21 protein-coding genes are annotated in these 17488 nt (G+C 56.8%); 5 read left to right on the top strand and 16 right to left on the bottom strand.

The features are described 5' to 3' along the window. Positions 1–41 precede the first annotated feature (41 nt). The 8 genes from AC3IX4_RS10100 to thrS form a co-directional block, all read right to left on the bottom strand. Positions 42–398 (bottom strand): MerR family transcriptional regulator, encoded by a 357-nt coding sequence (locus AC3IX4_RS10100; RefSeq protein WP_403049376.1) that lies wholly within the window; start codon positions 396–398, stop codon positions 42–44. Beyond that, on the bottom strand, positions 379–681 hold the full coding sequence (gene ihfA / locus AC3IX4_RS10095; protein WP_002553164.1) for an integration host factor subunit alpha: 303 nt from the start codon (positions 679–681) through the stop codon (positions 379–381). Before ihfA ends, AC3IX4_RS10100 begins: the two co-directional genes overlap by 20 nt. Before the next feature lie 3 nt (positions 682–684). Continuing rightward, complete coding sequence (pheT, locus tag AC3IX4_RS10090) at positions 685–3063, bottom strand: phenylalanine--tRNA ligase subunit beta (RefSeq protein WP_489260396.1); 2379 nt, start codon at positions 3061–3063, stop codon at positions 685–687. Positions 3064–3098: 35 nt separating this feature from the next. Then, positions 3099–4115 (bottom strand): phenylalanine--tRNA ligase subunit alpha, encoded by a 1017-nt coding sequence (gene pheS, locus AC3IX4_RS10085; protein ID WP_489260395.1) that lies wholly within the window; start codon positions 4113–4115, stop codon positions 3099–3101. Between the two features lie 103 nt (positions 4116–4218). Then, positions 4219–4575, bottom strand: coding sequence for a 50S ribosomal protein L20 (gene rplT / locus AC3IX4_RS10080; protein WP_010222414.1), 357 nt, complete (start codon positions 4573–4575; stop codon positions 4219–4221). A 29-nt stretch (positions 4576–4604) separates the two neighbouring features. Continuing rightward, positions 4605–4799, bottom strand: coding sequence for a 50S ribosomal protein L35 (gene rpmI, locus AC3IX4_RS10075; RefSeq protein ID WP_130265274.1), 195 nt, complete (start codon positions 4797–4799; stop codon positions 4605–4607). Between the two features lie 60 nt (positions 4800–4859). Then, positions 4860–5411 carry a translation initiation factor IF-3 gene (infC, locus tag AC3IX4_RS10070; RefSeq protein ID WP_489261263.1) on the bottom strand — a complete coding sequence of 184 codons (552 nt, stop codon included), beginning with the start codon at positions 5409–5411 and terminating at the stop codon, positions 4860–4862. After that, positions 5411–7333: a threonine--tRNA ligase gene (thrS, locus tag AC3IX4_RS10065; RefSeq protein ID WP_489260394.1), complete on the bottom strand. Its 1923-nt coding sequence runs from the start codon at positions 7331–7333 to the stop codon at positions 5411–5413. Before thrS ends, infC begins: the two co-directional genes overlap by 1 nt. Before the next feature lie 412 nt (positions 7334–7745). On the opposite strand from thrS, the gene AC3IX4_RS10060 reads away from it, so the two are divergent. Next, on the top strand, positions 7746–7985 hold the full coding sequence (locus AC3IX4_RS10060) for a hypothetical protein (protein ID WP_489260393.1): 240 nt from the start codon (positions 7746–7748) through the stop codon (positions 7983–7985). Between the two features lie 286 nt (positions 7986–8271). Next, positions 8272–8484, top strand: a complete 213-nt coding sequence (locus tag AC3IX4_RS10055) for a cold-shock protein (RefSeq protein ID WP_003179963.1) — start codon at positions 8272–8274, stop codon at positions 8482–8484. 57 nt (positions 8485–8541) lie between these two features. Here AC3IX4_RS10055 and AC3IX4_RS10050 read toward each other — a convergent pair whose 3' ends face one another. Both AC3IX4_RS10050 and AC3IX4_RS10045 read right to left on the bottom strand, forming a co-directional pair. Beyond that, a complete protein-coding gene (locus AC3IX4_RS10050) occupies positions 8542–8859 on the bottom strand; it encodes an I78 family peptidase inhibitor (protein WP_489260392.1) in 318 nt (105 codons plus the stop codon). Between the two features lie 125 nt (positions 8860–8984). Further along, a complete protein-coding gene (locus AC3IX4_RS10045; RefSeq protein WP_489260391.1) occupies positions 8985–9287 on the bottom strand; it encodes a hypothetical protein in 303 nt (100 codons plus the stop codon). A 151-nt stretch (positions 9288–9438) separates the two neighbouring features. Here AC3IX4_RS10045 and AC3IX4_RS10040 point away from each other — a divergent pair, with 151 nt between their 5' ends. Further along, complete coding sequence (locus tag AC3IX4_RS10040) at positions 9439–9636, top strand: hypothetical protein (RefSeq protein WP_489260390.1); 198 nt, start codon at positions 9439–9441, stop codon at positions 9634–9636. A gap of 9 nt (positions 9637–9645) precedes the next feature. On the opposite strand, the gene rbsD is transcribed toward AC3IX4_RS10040, so the two are convergent. Genes rbsD through AC3IX4_RS10010 form a run of 6 tightly spaced genes read right to left on the bottom strand, consistent with a single transcriptional unit; the run spans position 9646 to position 15563 of the window. Further along, positions 9646–10050, bottom strand: a complete 405-nt coding sequence (gene rbsD, locus AC3IX4_RS10035; RefSeq protein WP_489260389.1) for a D-ribose pyranase — start codon at positions 10048–10050, stop codon at positions 9646–9648. Next, entirely contained in the window at positions 10047–10967 is a 921-nt protein-coding gene (rbsK, locus tag AC3IX4_RS10030; protein WP_489260388.1) for a ribokinase, read from the bottom strand. The genes rbsD and rbsK overlap by 4 nt, the downstream gene beginning before the upstream one ends. A gap of 25 nt (positions 10968–10992) precedes the next feature. Beyond that, positions 10993–12015, bottom strand: coding sequence for a LacI family DNA-binding transcriptional regulator (locus AC3IX4_RS10025; protein ID WP_489260387.1), 1023 nt, complete (start codon positions 12013–12015; stop codon positions 10993–10995). A 2-nt stretch (positions 12016–12017) separates the two neighbouring features. Beyond that, positions 12018–13013 carry an ABC transporter permease gene (locus tag AC3IX4_RS10020; RefSeq protein ID WP_489260386.1) on the bottom strand — a complete coding sequence of 332 codons (996 nt, stop codon included), beginning with the start codon at positions 13011–13013 and terminating at the stop codon, positions 12018–12020. Beyond that, positions 13010–14554: a sugar ABC transporter ATP-binding protein gene (locus AC3IX4_RS10015; RefSeq protein ID WP_489260385.1), complete on the bottom strand. Its 1545-nt coding sequence runs from the start codon at positions 14552–14554 to the stop codon at positions 13010–13012. Before AC3IX4_RS10015 ends, AC3IX4_RS10020 begins: the two co-directional genes overlap by 4 nt. A gap of 46 nt (positions 14555–14600) precedes the next feature. After that, complete coding sequence (locus AC3IX4_RS10010; protein ID WP_489260384.1) at positions 14601–15563, bottom strand: sugar ABC transporter substrate-binding protein; 963 nt, start codon at positions 15561–15563, stop codon at positions 14601–14603. A 373-nt stretch (positions 15564–15936) separates the two neighbouring features. Between AC3IX4_RS10010 and AC3IX4_RS10005 the strand changes: the two genes are divergently transcribed. Continuing rightward, positions 15937–17025 carry an asparaginase gene (locus tag AC3IX4_RS10005; RefSeq protein ID WP_489260383.1) on the top strand — a complete coding sequence of 363 codons (1089 nt, stop codon included), beginning with the start codon at positions 15937–15939 and terminating at the stop codon, positions 17023–17025. A gap of 214 nt (positions 17026–17239) precedes the next feature. After that, positions 17240–17488, top strand: coding sequence for a DUF1654 domain-containing protein (locus AC3IX4_RS10000; protein WP_489260382.1), 249 nt, complete (start codon positions 17240–17242; stop codon positions 17486–17488).

Below are 17488 nucleotides of genomic sequence, written 5' to 3'. Positions count from 1 at the left end.
AATTTTGGAAGAATTATTTTCCAGAATTTTTACAGCGATGGCTATTTCTTCAGAACCCCCAGTACATCCTCCAACTCGACAATCATCTGCCGGATCAGTTGCTTGTACTGGGTGGTGTCGTCTTTGGCCTCGTCACCGGACAAGCGCAAACGCGCCCCGCCGATGGTGAAGCCCTGGTCATAGAGCAAGGCGCGGATCTGGCGGATCATCAGCACATCCTGGCGCTGATAATACCGGCGGTTTCCGCGGCGCTTGACCGGGTTGAGCTGAGGAAACTCTTGTTCCCAGTAACGTAGCACGTGCGGTTTTACCGCACAAAGCTCGCTGACTTCACCAATGGTGAAGTAGCGTTTGCCTGGGATCGGCGGAAGCTCGTCGTTATGACTTGGTTCCAGCATAAGCCTCAACTCGGGCCTTCAACTTCTGCCCTGGACGAAAGGTGACGACACGGCGAGCCGTGATTGGAATTTCTTCCCCCGTTTTCGGGTTGCGGCCAGGCCGCTGGCGCTTATCGCGCAGATCAAAATTACCAAAGCCGGACAGTTTTACCTGTTCGTTGTCTTCGAGAGCGTGCCTGATTTCTTCGAAAAACAGTTCGACCAACTCCTTGGCCTCCCGTTTATTCAGGCCCAGCTCTTCATAAAGACGTTCCGCCATTTCAGCTTTCGTCAGAGCCCCCATACGCTACTTCCTTAACGTGGTGTTCAACCTTTGTTCGAGCGAGGTGAGGATAGATTGCGTCGTGCTATTCACCTCATCGTCGTTAAGAGTGCGCGATGGATGCTGCCAGGTCAAGCCGACGGCCAGGCTTTTTCTATCAGGATCAATGCCTTTACCCTGATAGACGTCAAACAGCCTGAGATCTGTCAGCCACTCGCCTGCATTTTCACGGATTACCGCCAACACGTCGCTAGAAGCCACATTACGATCAGCCACTAACGCCAGGTCACGACGCACTTCTGGGAAGCGCGACAGCTCCTGGAATTTCGGCAGGCGCCCGGCGACCACATCGCCCAGTACCAGTTCGAAAACGAAGACCGGACGATCCAGGCCCAGGGTTTTCACCAGTTCCGGGTGCAGCGCACCGATGTAACCGACTTCGCGGCCATCACGCTCGATGCGAGCCGTCTGGCCTGGATGCAACGCGGGGTGCTTGCCGGCGACGAAGGTAAAATCGTCCAGCGAACCTGCGAAACCAAGGATCGCTTCAACATCAGCCTTGAGGTCGAAGAAGTCCACGACGTCGCGACCGTGCGCCCAGCCTTCAGGCAAGCGGCTACCGCAGACAACGCCCGCCAGCATCGGCTCTTGCTTCAAGCCTTCAAGTTGACCCACAAAGCGCAAGCCACTTTCGAACAGGCGAACACGATCCTGCTGGCGATTGAGGTTGTGTTGCAGCGCCTTGACCAGGCCCGGCCACAGCGACGAACGCATGGCAGCCATGTCATTGGAGATCGGGTTGGCCAACAGCAGTGGTTCGACACCCGGGTTGAACAGCTCGAACATCTTCGGATCGATAAAGCTATAGCTGATCGCTTCCTGGAACCCACGTGCAACCAACAGGCGGCGCAATGCCGGCAGGTCACCGCGCGCTTCGGCCTTGGCCTGCGGAGCCAGACGTGCTTGCGGGTAACGAACCGGCAGGCGGTTGTAACCGTGCAAACGGGCCAACTCTTCGATCAAGTCGACTTCCAGGCTGATATCGAATCGATGGCTCGGTACGCTGACCTGCCACTGCCCTTCACCCTGCAGGGTGGTCTGCAGACCCAGGGCATTGAGCAGCCGCTCGATTTGAGCGCCGTCCATTTCCATGCCCAACATCTGGCTGACGCGCTCTGCGCGCAAGGTGATCGGCGCTACGACAGGCAGATGCTGTTCGTTGACCGTTTCGATGATCGGGCCAGCTTCACCACCGGTGATTTCCAGCAGCAGGCCAGTGGCGCGCTCCATGGCTTCGCGGGCCAGCTGCGAGTCGACACCACGCTCGTAACGGTGCGAAGCATCGGTGTGCAGACCATAGGAACGCGCTTTACCCGCGACCGAAATAGGCTCGAAGAAGGCGCTTTCCAGGAAAATATCACGAGTATTGCTGGTGACACCGCTGTGCTCGCCACCCATCACGCCAGCAATGGCGAGGGCGCGAGCGTGGTCAGCGATCACCAGCGTGTCGCTGCGCAGGGTCACTTCCTGGCCGTCCAGCAGGACGAGCTTTTCGCCCTCCTCGGCCATGCGCACCCGAATCCCGCCGTTGATTTCGGCAAGATCAAACGCGTGCAGAGGCTGACCGAGCTCGATCATCACGTAGTTGGTGATGTCGACGGCAGCATCAATGCTGCGAACGTCGGCGCGACGCAGGCGCTCAACCATCCAAAGAGGGGTCGGGCGGGACAGGTCGACATTACGGATGACGCGGCCCAAATAACGCGGGCAAGCCGCCGGGGCCAGCACTTCAATCGGACGGACTTCGTCGTTGACTGCCGGCACAGCTGGCACCACTGGGCGGGTGACGGGTGCGGCGTAGAGCGCACCGACTTCACGAGCCAGACCGGCCAGGGACAGGCAGTCACCACGGTTCGGGGTCAGGTCGACTTCGATGCTGGCGTCGTCAAGGTCCAGGTACTCACGAATGTCCTGGCCAACCGGCGCGTCGGCAGCCAGTTCCAGCAAGCCGTCGTTTTCTTCGCTGATCTGAAGCTCAGCGGCAGAACACAGCATGCCGTTGGACTCTACACCGCGCAGCTTCGCCTTCTTGATCTTGAAGTCGCCCGGAAGTTCGGCACCGATCATGGCGAACGGGATCTTCAGGCCCGGGCGCACGTTCGGCGCTCCGCAAACGACCTGGAAAGTCTCGCTACCGTTGCTGACCTGGCACACGCGCAACTTGTCGGCGTCCGGGTGCGGCTCAGTGCTCAGCACTTCGCCCACCACGATGCCACTGAATTGGCCGGCCGCTGGCGTCACGCTATCGACTTCCAGACCCGCCATCGACAGACGAGCCACCAGCTCGTCGCGGGATACCTGCGGGTTTACCCAACCGCGCAGCCACTTTTCACTGAATTTCATCCTGCTCTCCTAAAGATACGTTACGGGCGTGCGACCTAGCGAAATTGCGCAAGGAACCGCAAGTCGTTGTCGAAGAACAGGCGCAAGTCATTGACGCCGTAACGCAGCATGGCCAGGCGCTCGGCGCCCATGCCGAAGGCAAAGCCCTGGAACTCTTCAGGATCGATACCGGACATGCGCAGCACGTTCGGGTGCACCATGCCGCAGCCCATGACTTCCAGCCAACCGGTCTGCTTGCAGACGCGGCAGCCTTTGCCACTGCACATCACGCACTGGATATCGACTTCAGCCGAAGGCTCGGTGAAGGGGAAGAACGAAGGACGGAAACGCACCGACAGTTCTTTTTCGAAGAACACCCGCAGGAACTCTTCGATGGTGCCTTTCAGATCGGCGAAGTTGATATCGCGATCGATCAGCAAACCCTCGACCTGATGAAACATCGGCGAGTGGGTGATGTCCGAGTCGCAACGGTACACACGACCCGGGCATACGATGCGGATCGGCGGCTGCTGCGACTCCATGGTCCGCACCTGCACCGGCGAGGTGTGGGTACGCAACAGCATGTTGGCATTGAAATAGAAGGTGTCATGCATCGCCCGCGCCGGGTGGTGGCCAGGGATGTTGAGCGCTTCGAAGTTATGGTAATCGTCTTCGACCTCAGGGCCTTCGGCGATGCCGTAGCCAATATGAGTGAAGAATTGTTCGATCCGCTCCAGAGTCCGCGTGATCGGATGCAGGCCGCCAGAGGTCTGGCCACGGCCCGGCAGGGTGACGTCAATGCATTCAGCGGCGAGTTTGGCGCTCAGTTCCGCCTCCTCAAAAGCCGCCTTGCGCGCATTGAGCACCGCAGTGACACGCTCTTTGGCATCGTTGATCAGCGCACCGACTTTTGGTCGCTCATCAGCCGGCAGGTTGCCCAGGGTCTTCATCACCTGAGTCAGCTCGCCCTTCTTGCCAAGGAAGTGAACCCGGATCTGCTCCAGGGCATTGATGTCTTGCGCGCTTTCCACCGCCTCAAGGGCTTGGGAGACCAGCGCATCCAGGTTTTCCATGTACAGACTCCAGATACAAAATAGGGGAAGAGCTGAAGGCTCTTCCCCTATTTATGACGTTTAACACCGCAGGCCAAAGACCTGTGGTGATTGTCGGGGGTACTTAAGCCAGCGAGGCTTTAGCTTTCTCGACAATCGCAGCAAACGCCGCTTTTTCGTTCACTGCCAGATCAGCCAGTACCTTACGGTCGATCTCGATCGATGCCTTTTTCAGGCCAGCGATCAAACGGCTGTAGGACAGACCGTTGATACGAGCACCAGCGTTGATACGGGCGATCCACAGAGCGCGGAACTGACGTTTTTTCTGACGACGGTCACGGTAGGCGTATTGGCCTGCCTTGATTACCGCTTGCTTGGCTACACGGAATACGCGTGAACGCGCGCCGTAGTAACCTTTAGCCAGTTTCAGAATTTTCTTGTGACGCTTACGAGCGATGACGCCACGCTTTACACGAGCCATGAGTAACTTCCTCTAATCTTTGACCGAAATTAACGAATGCGCAGCATGCGCTCGACTTTTGCAACGTCCGACGGGTGCAGCAAGCTGCTACCACGAAGTTGACGCTTACGCTTGGTCGACATTTTGGTCAGGATGTGGCTCTTGAAAGCGTGCTTGTGCTTGATGCCGTTTGCTGTTTTCAGGAAACGTTTCGCTGCACCGCTTTTGGTTTTCATTTTTGGCATGTTCGGATACTCCGCATTCAGTTGATAAACATAACCGCAAGGCCTGCCGTGCCCTGGTGGTTATTTCTTTTTCTTGGGGGCGATGACCATAATCAGTTGGCGTCCTTCCATCTTCGGGTGCTGTTCGACAGAACCGTATTCGAGCAGGTCAGCTTCAACCCGCTTCAACAGTTCCATACCCAGCTCCTGGTGAGCCATCTCACGGCCGCGAAATCTCAAGGAAATCTTGGCCCTGTCCCCATCACTAAGGAAACGTACCAGGTTGCGTAGTTTTACCTGGTAATCCCCTTCCTCCGTCCCTGGACGAAACTTGATTTCTTTAATCTGGACCTGCTTCTGGTTCTTCTTCGCTGCAGCAACCTGCTTCTTCTTTTCGAAGATGTGTTTGCCGTAGTCCATGACTCGGCAAACAGGCGGTAGCGCATCGGCAGAAATCTCTACCAGATCCAGCTTCGCTTCTTCAGCGATACGAAGCGCTTCATCAATCGAGACGATGCCAATCTGCTCGCCGTCAGCGCCAATTAACCGAACCTCGCGTGCCGAGATATTCTCGTTGATCGGGGCCTTCGGTGCAGCTCGTTTATCTTGTCTCATATCACGCTTAATAATAATTACTCCGATTCATGGCGACCACGCCGGGAAACCGCTTGAGCGAGGAATTCAGCGAATTGAGCGACGGGCATAGAGCCCAGGTCAGCGCCTTCACGTGTGCGCACAGCGACGGTTTGCGTCTCAACTTCCCGATCTCCGATAACCAGAAGATAGGGAACCTTGAGCAAAGTATGCTCGCGGATTTTAAAGCCGATCTTTTCATTTCTCAAGTCGGACTTGGCACGGAATCCGCTTTCAGCGAGATTTTTTTCAACCTGCTGGGCAAAATCCGCTTGTTTATCAGTGATATTCATGATGACCGCCTGAGTCGGCGCGAGCCACGCAGGGAATGCACCCTCGTAATGCTCGATCAGAATACCCACGAAACGTTCGAACGATCCGAGGATCGCACGGTGCAACATGACTGGATGCTTGCGACCGTTGTCTTCCGAAACGTATTCGGCGCCCAAGCGGATTGGCAAGTTGAAGTCCAGCTGAAGCGTACCGCACTGCCAGACCCGGCCAAGGCAATCCTTGAGCGAGAACTCGATCTTGGGACCGTAGAACGCGCCCTCACCCGGCTGCAGATCATAAGCAAGACCCGCGCTGTCGAGCGCAGCGGCCAATGCGGACTCGGCACGATCCCACAACTCGTCGGAACCTACACGCTTTTCTGGACGAGTGGACAGTTTCAGTTCGATATCTTTGAAACCGAAGTCTGCGTAGACATCCAGGGTCAGCTTGATAAAAGCTGCCGCCTCGGATTGCATCTGCTCTTCAGTGCAGAAGATATGGGCGTCGTCCTGAGTGAACGCACGTACGCGCATGATGCCATGCAAGGCACCCGACGGCTCGTTACGGTGGCAGGCACCAAACTCGGCCAGGCGCAGCGGTAGCTCACGGTAGCTTTTCAAGCCTTGGTTGAACACCTGCACATGGCATGGGCAGTTCATCGGCTTGATCGCGTAGTCGCGGCTTTCCGATTCGGTGGTGAACATGTTTTCGGCATAGTTGGCCCAGTGCCCGGACTTTTCCCACAGGCTGCGATCGACCACTTGTGGGGTCTTGATCTCAAGGTAGCCGTTGTCCTTCTGCACTTTGCGCATGTACTGCTCAAGCACTTGGTACAACGTCCAGCCATTGGGGTGCCAGAACACCATGCCTGGCGCTTCTTCCTGGGTATGGAACAGCCCAAGGCGCTTGCCTAACTTGCGGTGATCACGCTTTTCGGCTTCTTCGATGCGCTGGATGTACGCAGCCAGTTGCTTCTTGTCAGCCCAGGCAGTGCCATAGACACGCTGCAGCTGCTCGTTCTTCGCATCGCCACGCCAGTAGGCGCCAGACAGCTTGGTCAACTTGAACGACTTGAGGAAACGGGTGTTCGGCACATGCGGGCCACGGCACATGTCGACGTATTCTTCGTGGTAATACAGGCCCATGGCCTGCTCGCCCGGCATGTCTTCGACAAGGCGCAGCTTGTAGTCCTCGCCACGGGCTTTGAACACCTCGATGACTTCGGCGCGCGGAGTGACCTTCTTGACCACGTCATAATCGGTATCGATCAGCTGCTGCATGCGCTGCTCGATAGCGGCCATGTCTTCTGGCGTGAAAGGACGCTCGAAGGCGATGTCGTAGTAGAAGCCTTCGTCGATGACCGGACCGATCACCATTTTGGCCGTCGGGTACAACTGCTTGACCGCGTGGCCAACAAGGTGGGCGCAAGAGTGGCGAATGATCTCCAGCCCCTCTTCATCCTTTGGCGTAATGATTTGCAGGGTGGCGTCGCTGTCGATCAAGTCACAGGCATCGACCAGCTTGCCGTTGACCTTGCCGGCCAGGGTGGCCTTGGCCAGGCCCGCACCGATGGAGGCTGCAACTTGGGCTACGGATACGGGACCGTCGAAGGAACGCTGACTGCCGTCGGGAAGAGTAATAGTGGGCATGGCGCCTCCTCTCCTAGTGGTGACCCCTACCAAAGGTCACGTGGGTTGGGATGAGCCAGTACGCGATTCGGTGGCATGCCTGCCTCACAGTGGCAGGAGCCGTCAGGCCAACCAGGCCGAACCAGAACTGGATAATACAAAAAGGGTGAATTCGAATCGGCGCGGCCAATACAAGCCTGCGGCCAAACCCGAGCCGGGCATGCTAGCACAGATAAGCCGGGCGATAGGCGGTCATGCTGCCGGCAAGGCATAAAATGTTTGCACAGAGCAGATCAAGGTGAACTTGCGCGGTTTTTCGTCGCTCAGATAAATAGCGACACCTACGCTTCAATGACCTGAACACAAGGAGTCACCGCTATGCGTTTTCAGCCCTTCCTGTGCCTGGCCTTGGCTTGGTGCCTTTGCCCTGCCCTTGAGCGCCCATGCTGCATGGCCTGCGGGCGAGCGAGGCAAATTCATCGAAAATTGCGAAGCCTCGGCCAAACAGAACATTGATCCGAACAAAGCCAAGAGCTACTGCGACTGCACGGCCAACGTCGTTGCCCAGAAATTCAACCAGAAGGAGATCGCCGAGCTCAACAGCACAACCCCTCCTCCAACCGTCGAATTGCGTGACCGTCTGCTCAAGGAAGTGAAGGCCTGCAACAAGTGAAACACCTCGCCAGATACGATCTTCCGGCCAACAGGGGTGCCAAATCAGCCGTTTACGCGTTTCAGCGCAAAATTTACGGCTTTTTTTTCCACCTCGCAAAACACCCTCAAACCCAGCAAAACCGGGGGTCATACAGCGTTTTGATGAAAAAAAATTTAATCACAGGGTGGCTTTCGTCGCATCGGGGGGCTTTTAATCTCGGCATTTCGACTATGATAGCTGCGTGTGCCCAGCTGGCCTGAGCAGCACAGCACCACTGAATAATATGTTTCCTGGAGATACACCCATGTCTAATCGCCAAACCGGCACCGTCAAATGGTTCAACGATGAGAAAGGCTTCGGCTTCATCACTCCTCAAGGTGGCGGTGACGACCTGTTCGTTCACTTCAAAGCTATTGAATCCGACGGTTTCAAAAGCTTGAAAGAAGGCCAGACCGTTTCTTTCGTTGCAGAGAAAGGTCAGAAGGGCATGCAAGCTGCTCAGGTTCGCCCGGAGTAATCACTCCCCGAACTAAAAAAAACCCGTCCTGGTGACGGGTTTTTTTATGCCTGAAAATCAGCCGCAGTTGACGCGGGTGATCACGCCCTTGTCATCGGCGTTGAGATTGAGACGCTCGGATCGGTACTCAAGGGTCACCATGTCGTGCGGCCTCAGAAGCCTTGCCGTTTGTGCACCGGAGCGATTGCGCGCCTGCTCGAGCAAGTCAGCGGAAGCTTGCTTTCCGACTGCAAAGTTGGCGCCACTGGCCTCACACCGCCCATCCGAGTTTGAATTAGCTGGCTGCGATTCAGACTTTGAAGAGCCGGTTGACGAACAACCCGCCAGGACGGCGACCGCCAACAGGGCCGCAAATGATGCACGCATACGAAACATGAACTCTCCTTGAAATGCTATTTTTCAGTGTACTTGCGACAACATCCGTCGCTTTTCGTTGCAAAACCGCGAGTTTGCCTCAGTGGATGCCTGGGCAGGCACTGCAATCGTGACTGAATATGTGCTCAGTAAATATCAATGTAGTCCGATGAAGGCTTCGGCCAGTTCTGCTTCAACACCTCATAAATCTGCGTTACCCACGCTTCATCCATCGCCGCCTGCGGCCCCACATACCCGCCACCCGCAGCCCAGGTTTCCAAGCGAAACAATAGACCATCGAGCTGACGACCGCCGACCACGGTTGAAAGATAGGCGATACCTGCATCCGTGACACGCAATTGATTGTGCTCTGCAGCATTCCCTGAACAGATCAGCTGCCGAACCGCCTCGCGGTTAAATTGGGCGGAGTCATTCAAATCGATTTGCACAGCGGCTTCCTGAGGATTAATGACGCTTGAGTTTGCCACGCTGGACCACTTATTCCTAAGTAGCAGAGCCACGGTCGCGCCAACATGGTTTACTGCGAGTATCGAGCGCAACACCGCAACCCCAAACTACCCGCCTGACATCGAGACATCCATGACCAGTTTGAAAATTGAGACTAACATCAAGGTGCGCTGGGACGAAGGGCAGAGTTCCTACAGTCCAGGTAATCCAGAAGAGCTAGCCCTGATTGCCGTAGACCTTTTGGTGAGGGAACTTGGCAATGAGGCTGCTCACCAGTTCATCAGACAGGTATTTGAAAAATACAACCATGAACACATCGCGCCGATCTGATAGATCGGCTCAAAAGGTAACTCCGGCAATCAGGACAATATTGCTGTAGGGCTGGCATTCGCCTGTTCGCACGACAGCACGCGCCCGGTGAGTTTGCTGCTTGAATACTTCATGGGTCACAAGCTCGCGCACTCCCAGCAAGCCCTCCTGCGCAAGGCAGTTGACCCTCGCCAGACCCGAGGGGGCGACTTGGAGCATTTCCTCCGCAAGCCAATGCCGCTCGACATGCATCTCACTGAGCACTGCCTCAAGCGTGTCGGCAAATGACGCGACTCCAGCCGTCAGGGCCAGATCAATCAGCTCGACGCCCCTAGGCACCGGCAGGCCGGCATCGCCGATGACAAGGCTATCGCCGTGCCCCAGAGAAGCGATCAATCGGGACAACGCGATGTTGAGCAACGGCGATTTCTTCATGGACCACTCACTCCCACTACTTCAGCCAAGGTAGGAATGGAGGGCTGTGCGCCGGCCCGGGTAACCGATAAGGAGGCTGCTATCTGGCCAAATTCAATCGCCTCGCGCTCCCCCTTCCCCACACTCAAGGCAGCGGCAAACGCCCCGACAAAAGTATCACCCGCGGCCGTGGTATCCACAGCCTGTACCTTCCGAGCCGCAAAATGCTCGGAGCACTGGGAGCCAACGAACAACGCCCCCTGCTCACCCATCGTGATAATCACTTTACGCACCCCCAACTCCAGCAACCTGCCAGCAGCAACCTTGGCCGTTTCCAGCGAGCACACCGCTACCCCCGTCAGCGCAGCAGCCTCGCTTTCATTGGGAATCAGATAATCGATATTGGAGTACCAACTCACCGGCAGTGGACCACTGGCCGGGGCAGGATTGAGAATGACGGTCTTACCCAGCGCACGCGCACGCTGCAAGGCATACTCAACAGTGCCCGAGGGGATCTCAAGCTGGCAAATCACGACTCGCGCCTGCTGGATCAAGTGATCGAAACACTCCACTCGGCGAGAGGTGAGCTCACCGTTTGCACCGGCCACCACCACTATGGCGTTCTGGCTGCTCGCATCAACCACGATCAGGGCGACACCGGTTGACACTCCGTCGGCAGCGGTAACCCCCGAACAATCGACGCCAGCGCCTTGCAGCGCATTGCGCAACCGCTCTCCATAGCCATCGTCGCCGATGCACCCCACCATCGCCACCGACGCCCCCAGGCGCACTGCCGCCAGCGCCTGGTTAGCGCCCTTGCCTCCTGGCACGGTAGCGAACCTATCGCCTTTCAACGTCTCGCCCGGGCGCGGCAAGCGCTCGGCACGAGTGACCAGATCCATATTCAGGCTACCTATAACCAGTACGCTCGCTTGCATGGGTCGTGCACCCTCTACGCCGCTTTCAGCGGTAATCAGTAAACAAATCGGAACAACGGGCAGTGGACTCACGCACGACCAGGCTGGGTGCCACGATCTTGTGCTCGGCGACCCCTTCATGTGGCTCGCGGATCCGGCCAAGCAACAACCCGGCCGCCATTTCACCCAGCTGACGCACCGACTGGCCCACAGTGGTCAATGCGGGGTAGACGTAACGGCTCATTTGAATGTCATCAAAGCCCACTACCGACAAATCGCCTGGCACGGTGATGCCGCGCTCGGCGGCGGCGCGCAGCACACCGATGCCGATCATGTCATTAGCGGCAAAGATCGCACTGGGGCGCTCACCCTCAAGCAGCGCTGCAGCGGCCTGGTAGCCGCCTGGGCTGGTAAAGTCACTGGCGACTATCCAGCGAGAATGCACCGCGATCCCCTCTTCCTCCAACGCCCGCCGAAAGCCCGCGAGGCGCATTTGCGCAACACCGGTTTGAGCAGGGCCACTGATGCAGGCAATAGCCCTATGCCCCAGGCCGATCAAGTGCCGCGTCGCCAGGTATGCGCCCAATTCATGATCAATACGCACCAGGTCAGCGCCCACTCCCGGCAAGTCGCGATCGACTATCACCATCGGCGTGCGCACACAGGCCAGGCTGCTGATCAAGTCGGTCTCTTCTCCTACCGAGGCGACTATCAGCCCATCAATGCGCTTTTCCAAAAGTACCCGCAAATAGCTGCGCTGCTTGAGCGGATCGTCGTCGGAGTTGCACAAAATCACGCAATAGCCATTGCGTTCACAGCAGTCCTCGATCCCACGGGCCAGTTCCGCAAAGTACGGATTGATGCTGTTGGGCACCAACAGGCCGATGGTGGCAGTGCTGCGGGCCTTGAGTGAACGGGCTACGGCACTGGGGACATAATCAAGTTCGACAATGGCCGCCTCGACCTTGAGACGAACTTGCTCGCTGACAGGACGAGTCTTGTTCAGCACATGAGAAACGGTGGTATAGGAAATGCCCGCTAAGGCTGCTACGTCTTTGATAGTTGCCATATTCAGGTCCGCCGGCGAGTGCGCAGGCTGCGATAAGTGTCCAGTACCACGGCGATCACGATGACCGCGCCCGTGATAATGCGTTTGGTAGGTTCAGTGGCGCCTATCTGTGCAAGACCCGCAGCCAGCACCGAGATGATCAATACCCCGAAGAACGTGCTGATGACCGAACCACGCCCACCCATCAGGCTGGTCCCGCCGATCACCACGGCCGCGATGACTTGCAATTCCAGGCCGGAGCCGGCATTGGGATCGGCCGCTTCAAGTCGCGATATCTGGAACAGCGCTGCCAACCCGGCGAGCAGGCCCATCAGCGAAAACACCAGGACTTTGTAAGGGCGCGGATCGATGCCGGCCAGACGAACCGCCTCTTCGTTGGTGCCAATTGCGATCAGGTATCGGCCAAATACCGTGCGACTCAACACCACTTGGGCAACGATGATGACCAACAAGGCAATCAAGAAGGAAGGCGAAATACCGAACGCCAACGGCTCCGATAGCCAGGCGAACGAATCGCCGATATAGGCCGTGCGCGAGTCGGTCAATTGATAGGCCGCCCCTCGCGCCATTTCCAATACGCCCAACGAAACGATAAACGAGGGGATACGCCAAGCCACGGTAATGGAGCCGGTAATGCTACCGGCGATGGCAGCACAGGCCATGCCCAGCATTGCCGCCGGTAGCACACCCCAGCCCCAGCCAAGCATCGCCACACTGACAACCGATGCCGCCAGTGCCAGGACAGAACCCACCGAGAGGTCAATGCCGCCGATAATCAACACAAACGTCATGCCGACAGCGAGCACCATCAAGTCGGGAATCTGATTGGCCAGGGTGCTGAAAGTCGCGTAAGAAAGAAAATGATTGCTGAGCAGAGAAAACAGCACAATCATTGCCACAAGGGCACCCACCAGCCCGAAGTAGGCCCCCAGGCCAAGATAGGTCGCGCCGCGTTTGATGAGCGAAGGTGATGGGGTGGGCAGTGACGTCATTGTCATGAGTGAGCTGCGCCTCTTGCCGCGTCGAGCACCGGATCACGCTTGAGATGCCCGGCAAATGCAGCCGCCAACAACTGATCCTGGCTCCATGAGTCCCGACTGACGGTTTCAATCAAACGCCCCGCCGATAGCACCGCGATACGGTCACAGATCAGCATTAATTCGCGTAGATCACTTGAAACCATCACCAATGCCTTACCTTGTCGTAATAGGTCGCCGAACAGGCCATAAATGTCGAATTTGGCGCCGATATCGATACCGCGCGTTGGCTCATCGAACAGCAATACCTGGCAGTCGCGCACCAGCCAACGCCCGATCACGACTTTTTGCTGGTTGCCGCCAGATAGCTGCGAAACCACTTGGGCGCAGCCGGTGCTTCGAATTTTAAGCGTATCGATCTGGCGCTGGGCGAGCGCTTGCTCAGCGTGCCTATCAACGACACCCGCACGGGAAACAACGGCCAGATTACCCAGCGTGATATTGGTGCTGATTGATTGGGAAAGGAGCAGACCTTCACTTTTACGGTCTTCGGTGATCAGCGCGATGCCGTGCCGGACGGCATCAGCTGGCGAACGCAGGGTGATGGGTTTGGGCGGATTGCCCAGCGCAACACTGCCACTATCAGCCTGATCCGCACCGTAGATCAGGCGCAGCAGCTCGGTTCGACCCGCCCCGATCAGCCCAGAAATACCAAAGATTTCACCCCTGCGAACCTCGAACGACACATCGCTCACTTTGCCCGCTCGACCTAGACCACTGATAGTCAACACGGGCTCGCCAATGTTTCGTTCGCCCAGATCAATGCGCTCGCCCCGCTCACGCCCCACCATCAGGCCGACCAAATCCTCGCTGCTGTATCGGGTTATTGACTCGACGCAAACCAGGTTGCCATCACGCAGAACGGCGATGCGCTCAGCAACCCTGGCCAATTCTTCGAGCCGATGCGAGATATAAATGATTGCAACACCACGACGCTTGAGCCGCGCTATTTGCTCGAAAAGCCTATCGACTTCGTGCGCTGTCAACATCGCGGTAGGCTCATCCAGTATCAGCAGTCGACAATCACTGATCAGGTTGCGGGCAATTTCTACCATCTGCTGATGCCCCACCCCCAACTCGGCCACTGGCGTATCCGGGTCTATGGCTTCCAGGCCTACGCGCGCCATGGCCTCCAGTGCCTGGAGACGCAACTGCTTGCGATTGATCCAACCCATACGGCCCGGCAACTGATCAATGAACAAGTTCTCTGCGATGCTCAAGCTCGGCAGCAAGTTCAATTCCTGCAGGATAATACGCACGCCCTGCCCTTCGGCGGCCCGGCGACTCGTCGGCGCGTACAGCCGCGACTCTAACTGCATCTGGCCGGCAGTCGGGCGCTCGAGCCCTGAAATGATCTTGGACAGCGTGCTTTTACCAGCACCATTTTCACCGATCAACGCCAAAACCTCACCGGGATAGAGGCTAAGGTCGATATCACTCAACACGGGGTGGGTATAGGTTTTGCCAATACCCCTGAGCGTGAACACTGCCGCCACTGACATTCGGGACTCTCCTCGCACTCGCCGCAGCGACAGGCGCGATACGCGGTTACTGGGCGCCGGTGACCAGTTCGACAGGGGTCATGATCATCGAATTGGCATCCCCTGTAGCGGGCCCTCCCTTGATGATGCTCAAAGCAGTCTCGATACCAAACACCGCCTGACGCGCCGCAAACTGATCAGCACTGGCCAGCACTCGACCGTCCTTGAGCATCGGCCCAATGGCCTTGATATTGTCGTAGCCGACAACCTGTACCTGGCCTGTCTTGCCCGCCGCACGCACAGCCGATACCGCACCGAGCGCCATGCTGTCGTTGCCTGCCAACAATGCCTTGATGTCGGGATACTCATTGAGCATCGCAGCGGCAACCGCATTGCCCTTATCGATTTCCCAGTGCCCCGACTGCACTGAAACGATCTTGATTTGAGCCTTGTCCATCGCATCCCTGAACCCCAGGGTGCGTTGCTGCGCATTAGTAGTGCTCGGAACACCTTCGATGATTCCCACCTCATCACCCGCCTTGAGCTTGCTGGCCAGGTAATCACCGACTTTGCTCGCGCCCAGGCGATTGTCTGGCCCCACAAAAGGCACACTCATCTGCTTGCTCTTGAGTACAGCAGGGTCGAGCTGGTTATCGATATTGACAACCGTGATGCCCGCATCGCTGGCTTTCTTGATCACTGGCACCAAGGCCCTGGAGTCGGCGGGCGCGATGACCAGCGCGTCGACTTTGGCAACGATCATTTGCTCGACGATGCGGATCTGGCTTGCAGTATCCGACTCGTCCTTGATGCCATTGGAAATCAGATCAAAGTCTGTGGAATGTTCTTTTTGATAGGCCTTGGCGCCGTCTTCCATGGTGAGAAAAAACTCATTGGCCAAAGATTTCATGACCAAGGCAACGGTTGGCTTGCTTGCAGGCTCGGCGAGCGCAGAGGCGAACGGTATGGCAGTGCTGGCGCCTGCCAATAGGGCGGCAGCCAGCAAGCGTCCGGCGACAGGCACTTTCATTGGAGTACTCCATTTTTATCATTATTGTCAGCAACATCTGTGCGGCTGGCGAACCGAGAACTGCACGTGAAAACCGTTTGCGAACAGCGACTATGAAAAGACTGCGATTCCTTTGTCAATTGCGACATCAAGGATTCGCCACTCTAGTGTCCGCACCATCGAAAAGATGTAGGAATATTATCCATCTATCATCGGAAAGCCGAACGCGCTCCGAAAGTCCGTTCGGATTATCGAAAGGAACTACGCTTTAAAAGAAATAAATTTCATAAAAAGTTCTTTAATAACAATTAGTTACGTAAAAATACTGCCTTGGTACGAATTCTGCTCACATCTTGTGAGCAACACAGCCAATTCAACTAATAAGAGAAAAAACATGAACGCTGCATTCCACTCCTTCGCCCCCTCCGCCCTGGCTTTACTTCTCCTGATGCCTACAGGCGTCAGCGCCAAGGAAGCCGACACCCAGCAGAAACTCGCCAATGTGGTCATCCTTGCCACCGGCGGCACCATTGCCGGTGCTGGCGCCAGTGCCGCCAACAGCGCAACCTATCAAGCGGCCAAGGTCGGCGTTGACCGCCTCATCGCGGGCGTCCCGGAGCTTGCCAGCCTGGCCAATGTGCGCGGCGAGCAAGTCATGCAAATTGCCTCGGAAAGTATCTCCAATGAAGATTTACTGAAATTGGGCAAACGCGTCGCAGAACTGGCGGACAGCAATGACGTTGATGGCATCGTCATTACCCATGGCACCGACACACTTGAAGAAACCGCCTATTTCTTGAACCTGGTCGAAAAAACCGAAAAACCCATCGTGGTGGTCGGCTCCATGCGGCCGGGCACCGCCATGTCGGCGGATGGAATGCTGAACCTGTATAACGCCGTCGCCGTCGCCAGCAACAAGGAATCTCGTGGCAAGGGTGTGCTGGTGACCATGAATGATGAAATACAGTCCGGTCGCGATGTCAGCAAAATGGTCAACATCAAGACCGAAGCCTTCAAAAGCCCATGGGGCCCACTCGGCATGGTCGTAGAGGGCAAGTCGTACTGGTTTCGCCTGCCTGCCAAGCGCCACACGCAAACCTCAGAGTTCGATATCAAGAACATCAGCAGCCTGCCTGCCGTGGACATTGCCTATGGCTACGGTAATGTCAGCGACACCGCCTACAAGGCCCTGGCGCAAGGCGGCGCCAAGGCGATCATTCACGCCGGCACCGGCAATGGCTCGGTATCCTCTCGCGTCGTCCCTGCCCTGGAGGAGCTTCGCAAAAATGGCGTGCAGATCATCCGCTCCTCTCATGTCAACGCCGGCGGCTTCGTGTTGCGCAATGCTGAACAGCCGGACGATAAGAACGACTGGGTTGTCGCCCATGACCTGACCCCACAGAAAGCCCGCATCCTGGCCATGGTCGCCATGACCAAAACCCAGGACAGCAAGGAATTGCAGCGGATTTTCTGGGAGTACTGATCAGCCCCTTCAGGAGCGACGACCGTCGCTCCTGATTCGTTGGGCAGGCTTTCGAACTCCCGCCCCCCTTCGCCATCATCTGGCAAATAAAATTCCCTTCTCATACACCAAATGCTCTAAACCGCTGTCAGACGCATTCTTCAGTCGAGACATCTTGCGAAATGGCCTACAGTGAAATACTGTATGTTCATACAGCGAAAACAAGGAATGCTTCATGGCAACCAGCTCTTCCTCCTCAGCAGCCATCCCCAGCTACGAACAACTTGGGATGCGCATCCAAAAGATCATCAACGCTCCCACCGCACAGAAATCCCGCTCGGCGCTGATCTTCCGGCTTGAGCATGAGTCGCTCGCCGATTGGGAAACCCTGCTCGAAGAAATCGCAGAAAACGACAACGTCACCCTCGCCCACCGAGACGATGGCGGCGTGCAATTGTTCTGGGTTGTGCCGAAGGAAGATTGA

The organism is Pseudomonas sp. KH_021 (assembly GCF_057838865.1).
This window is presented reverse-complemented; position numbering and strand designations above follow the sequence as displayed.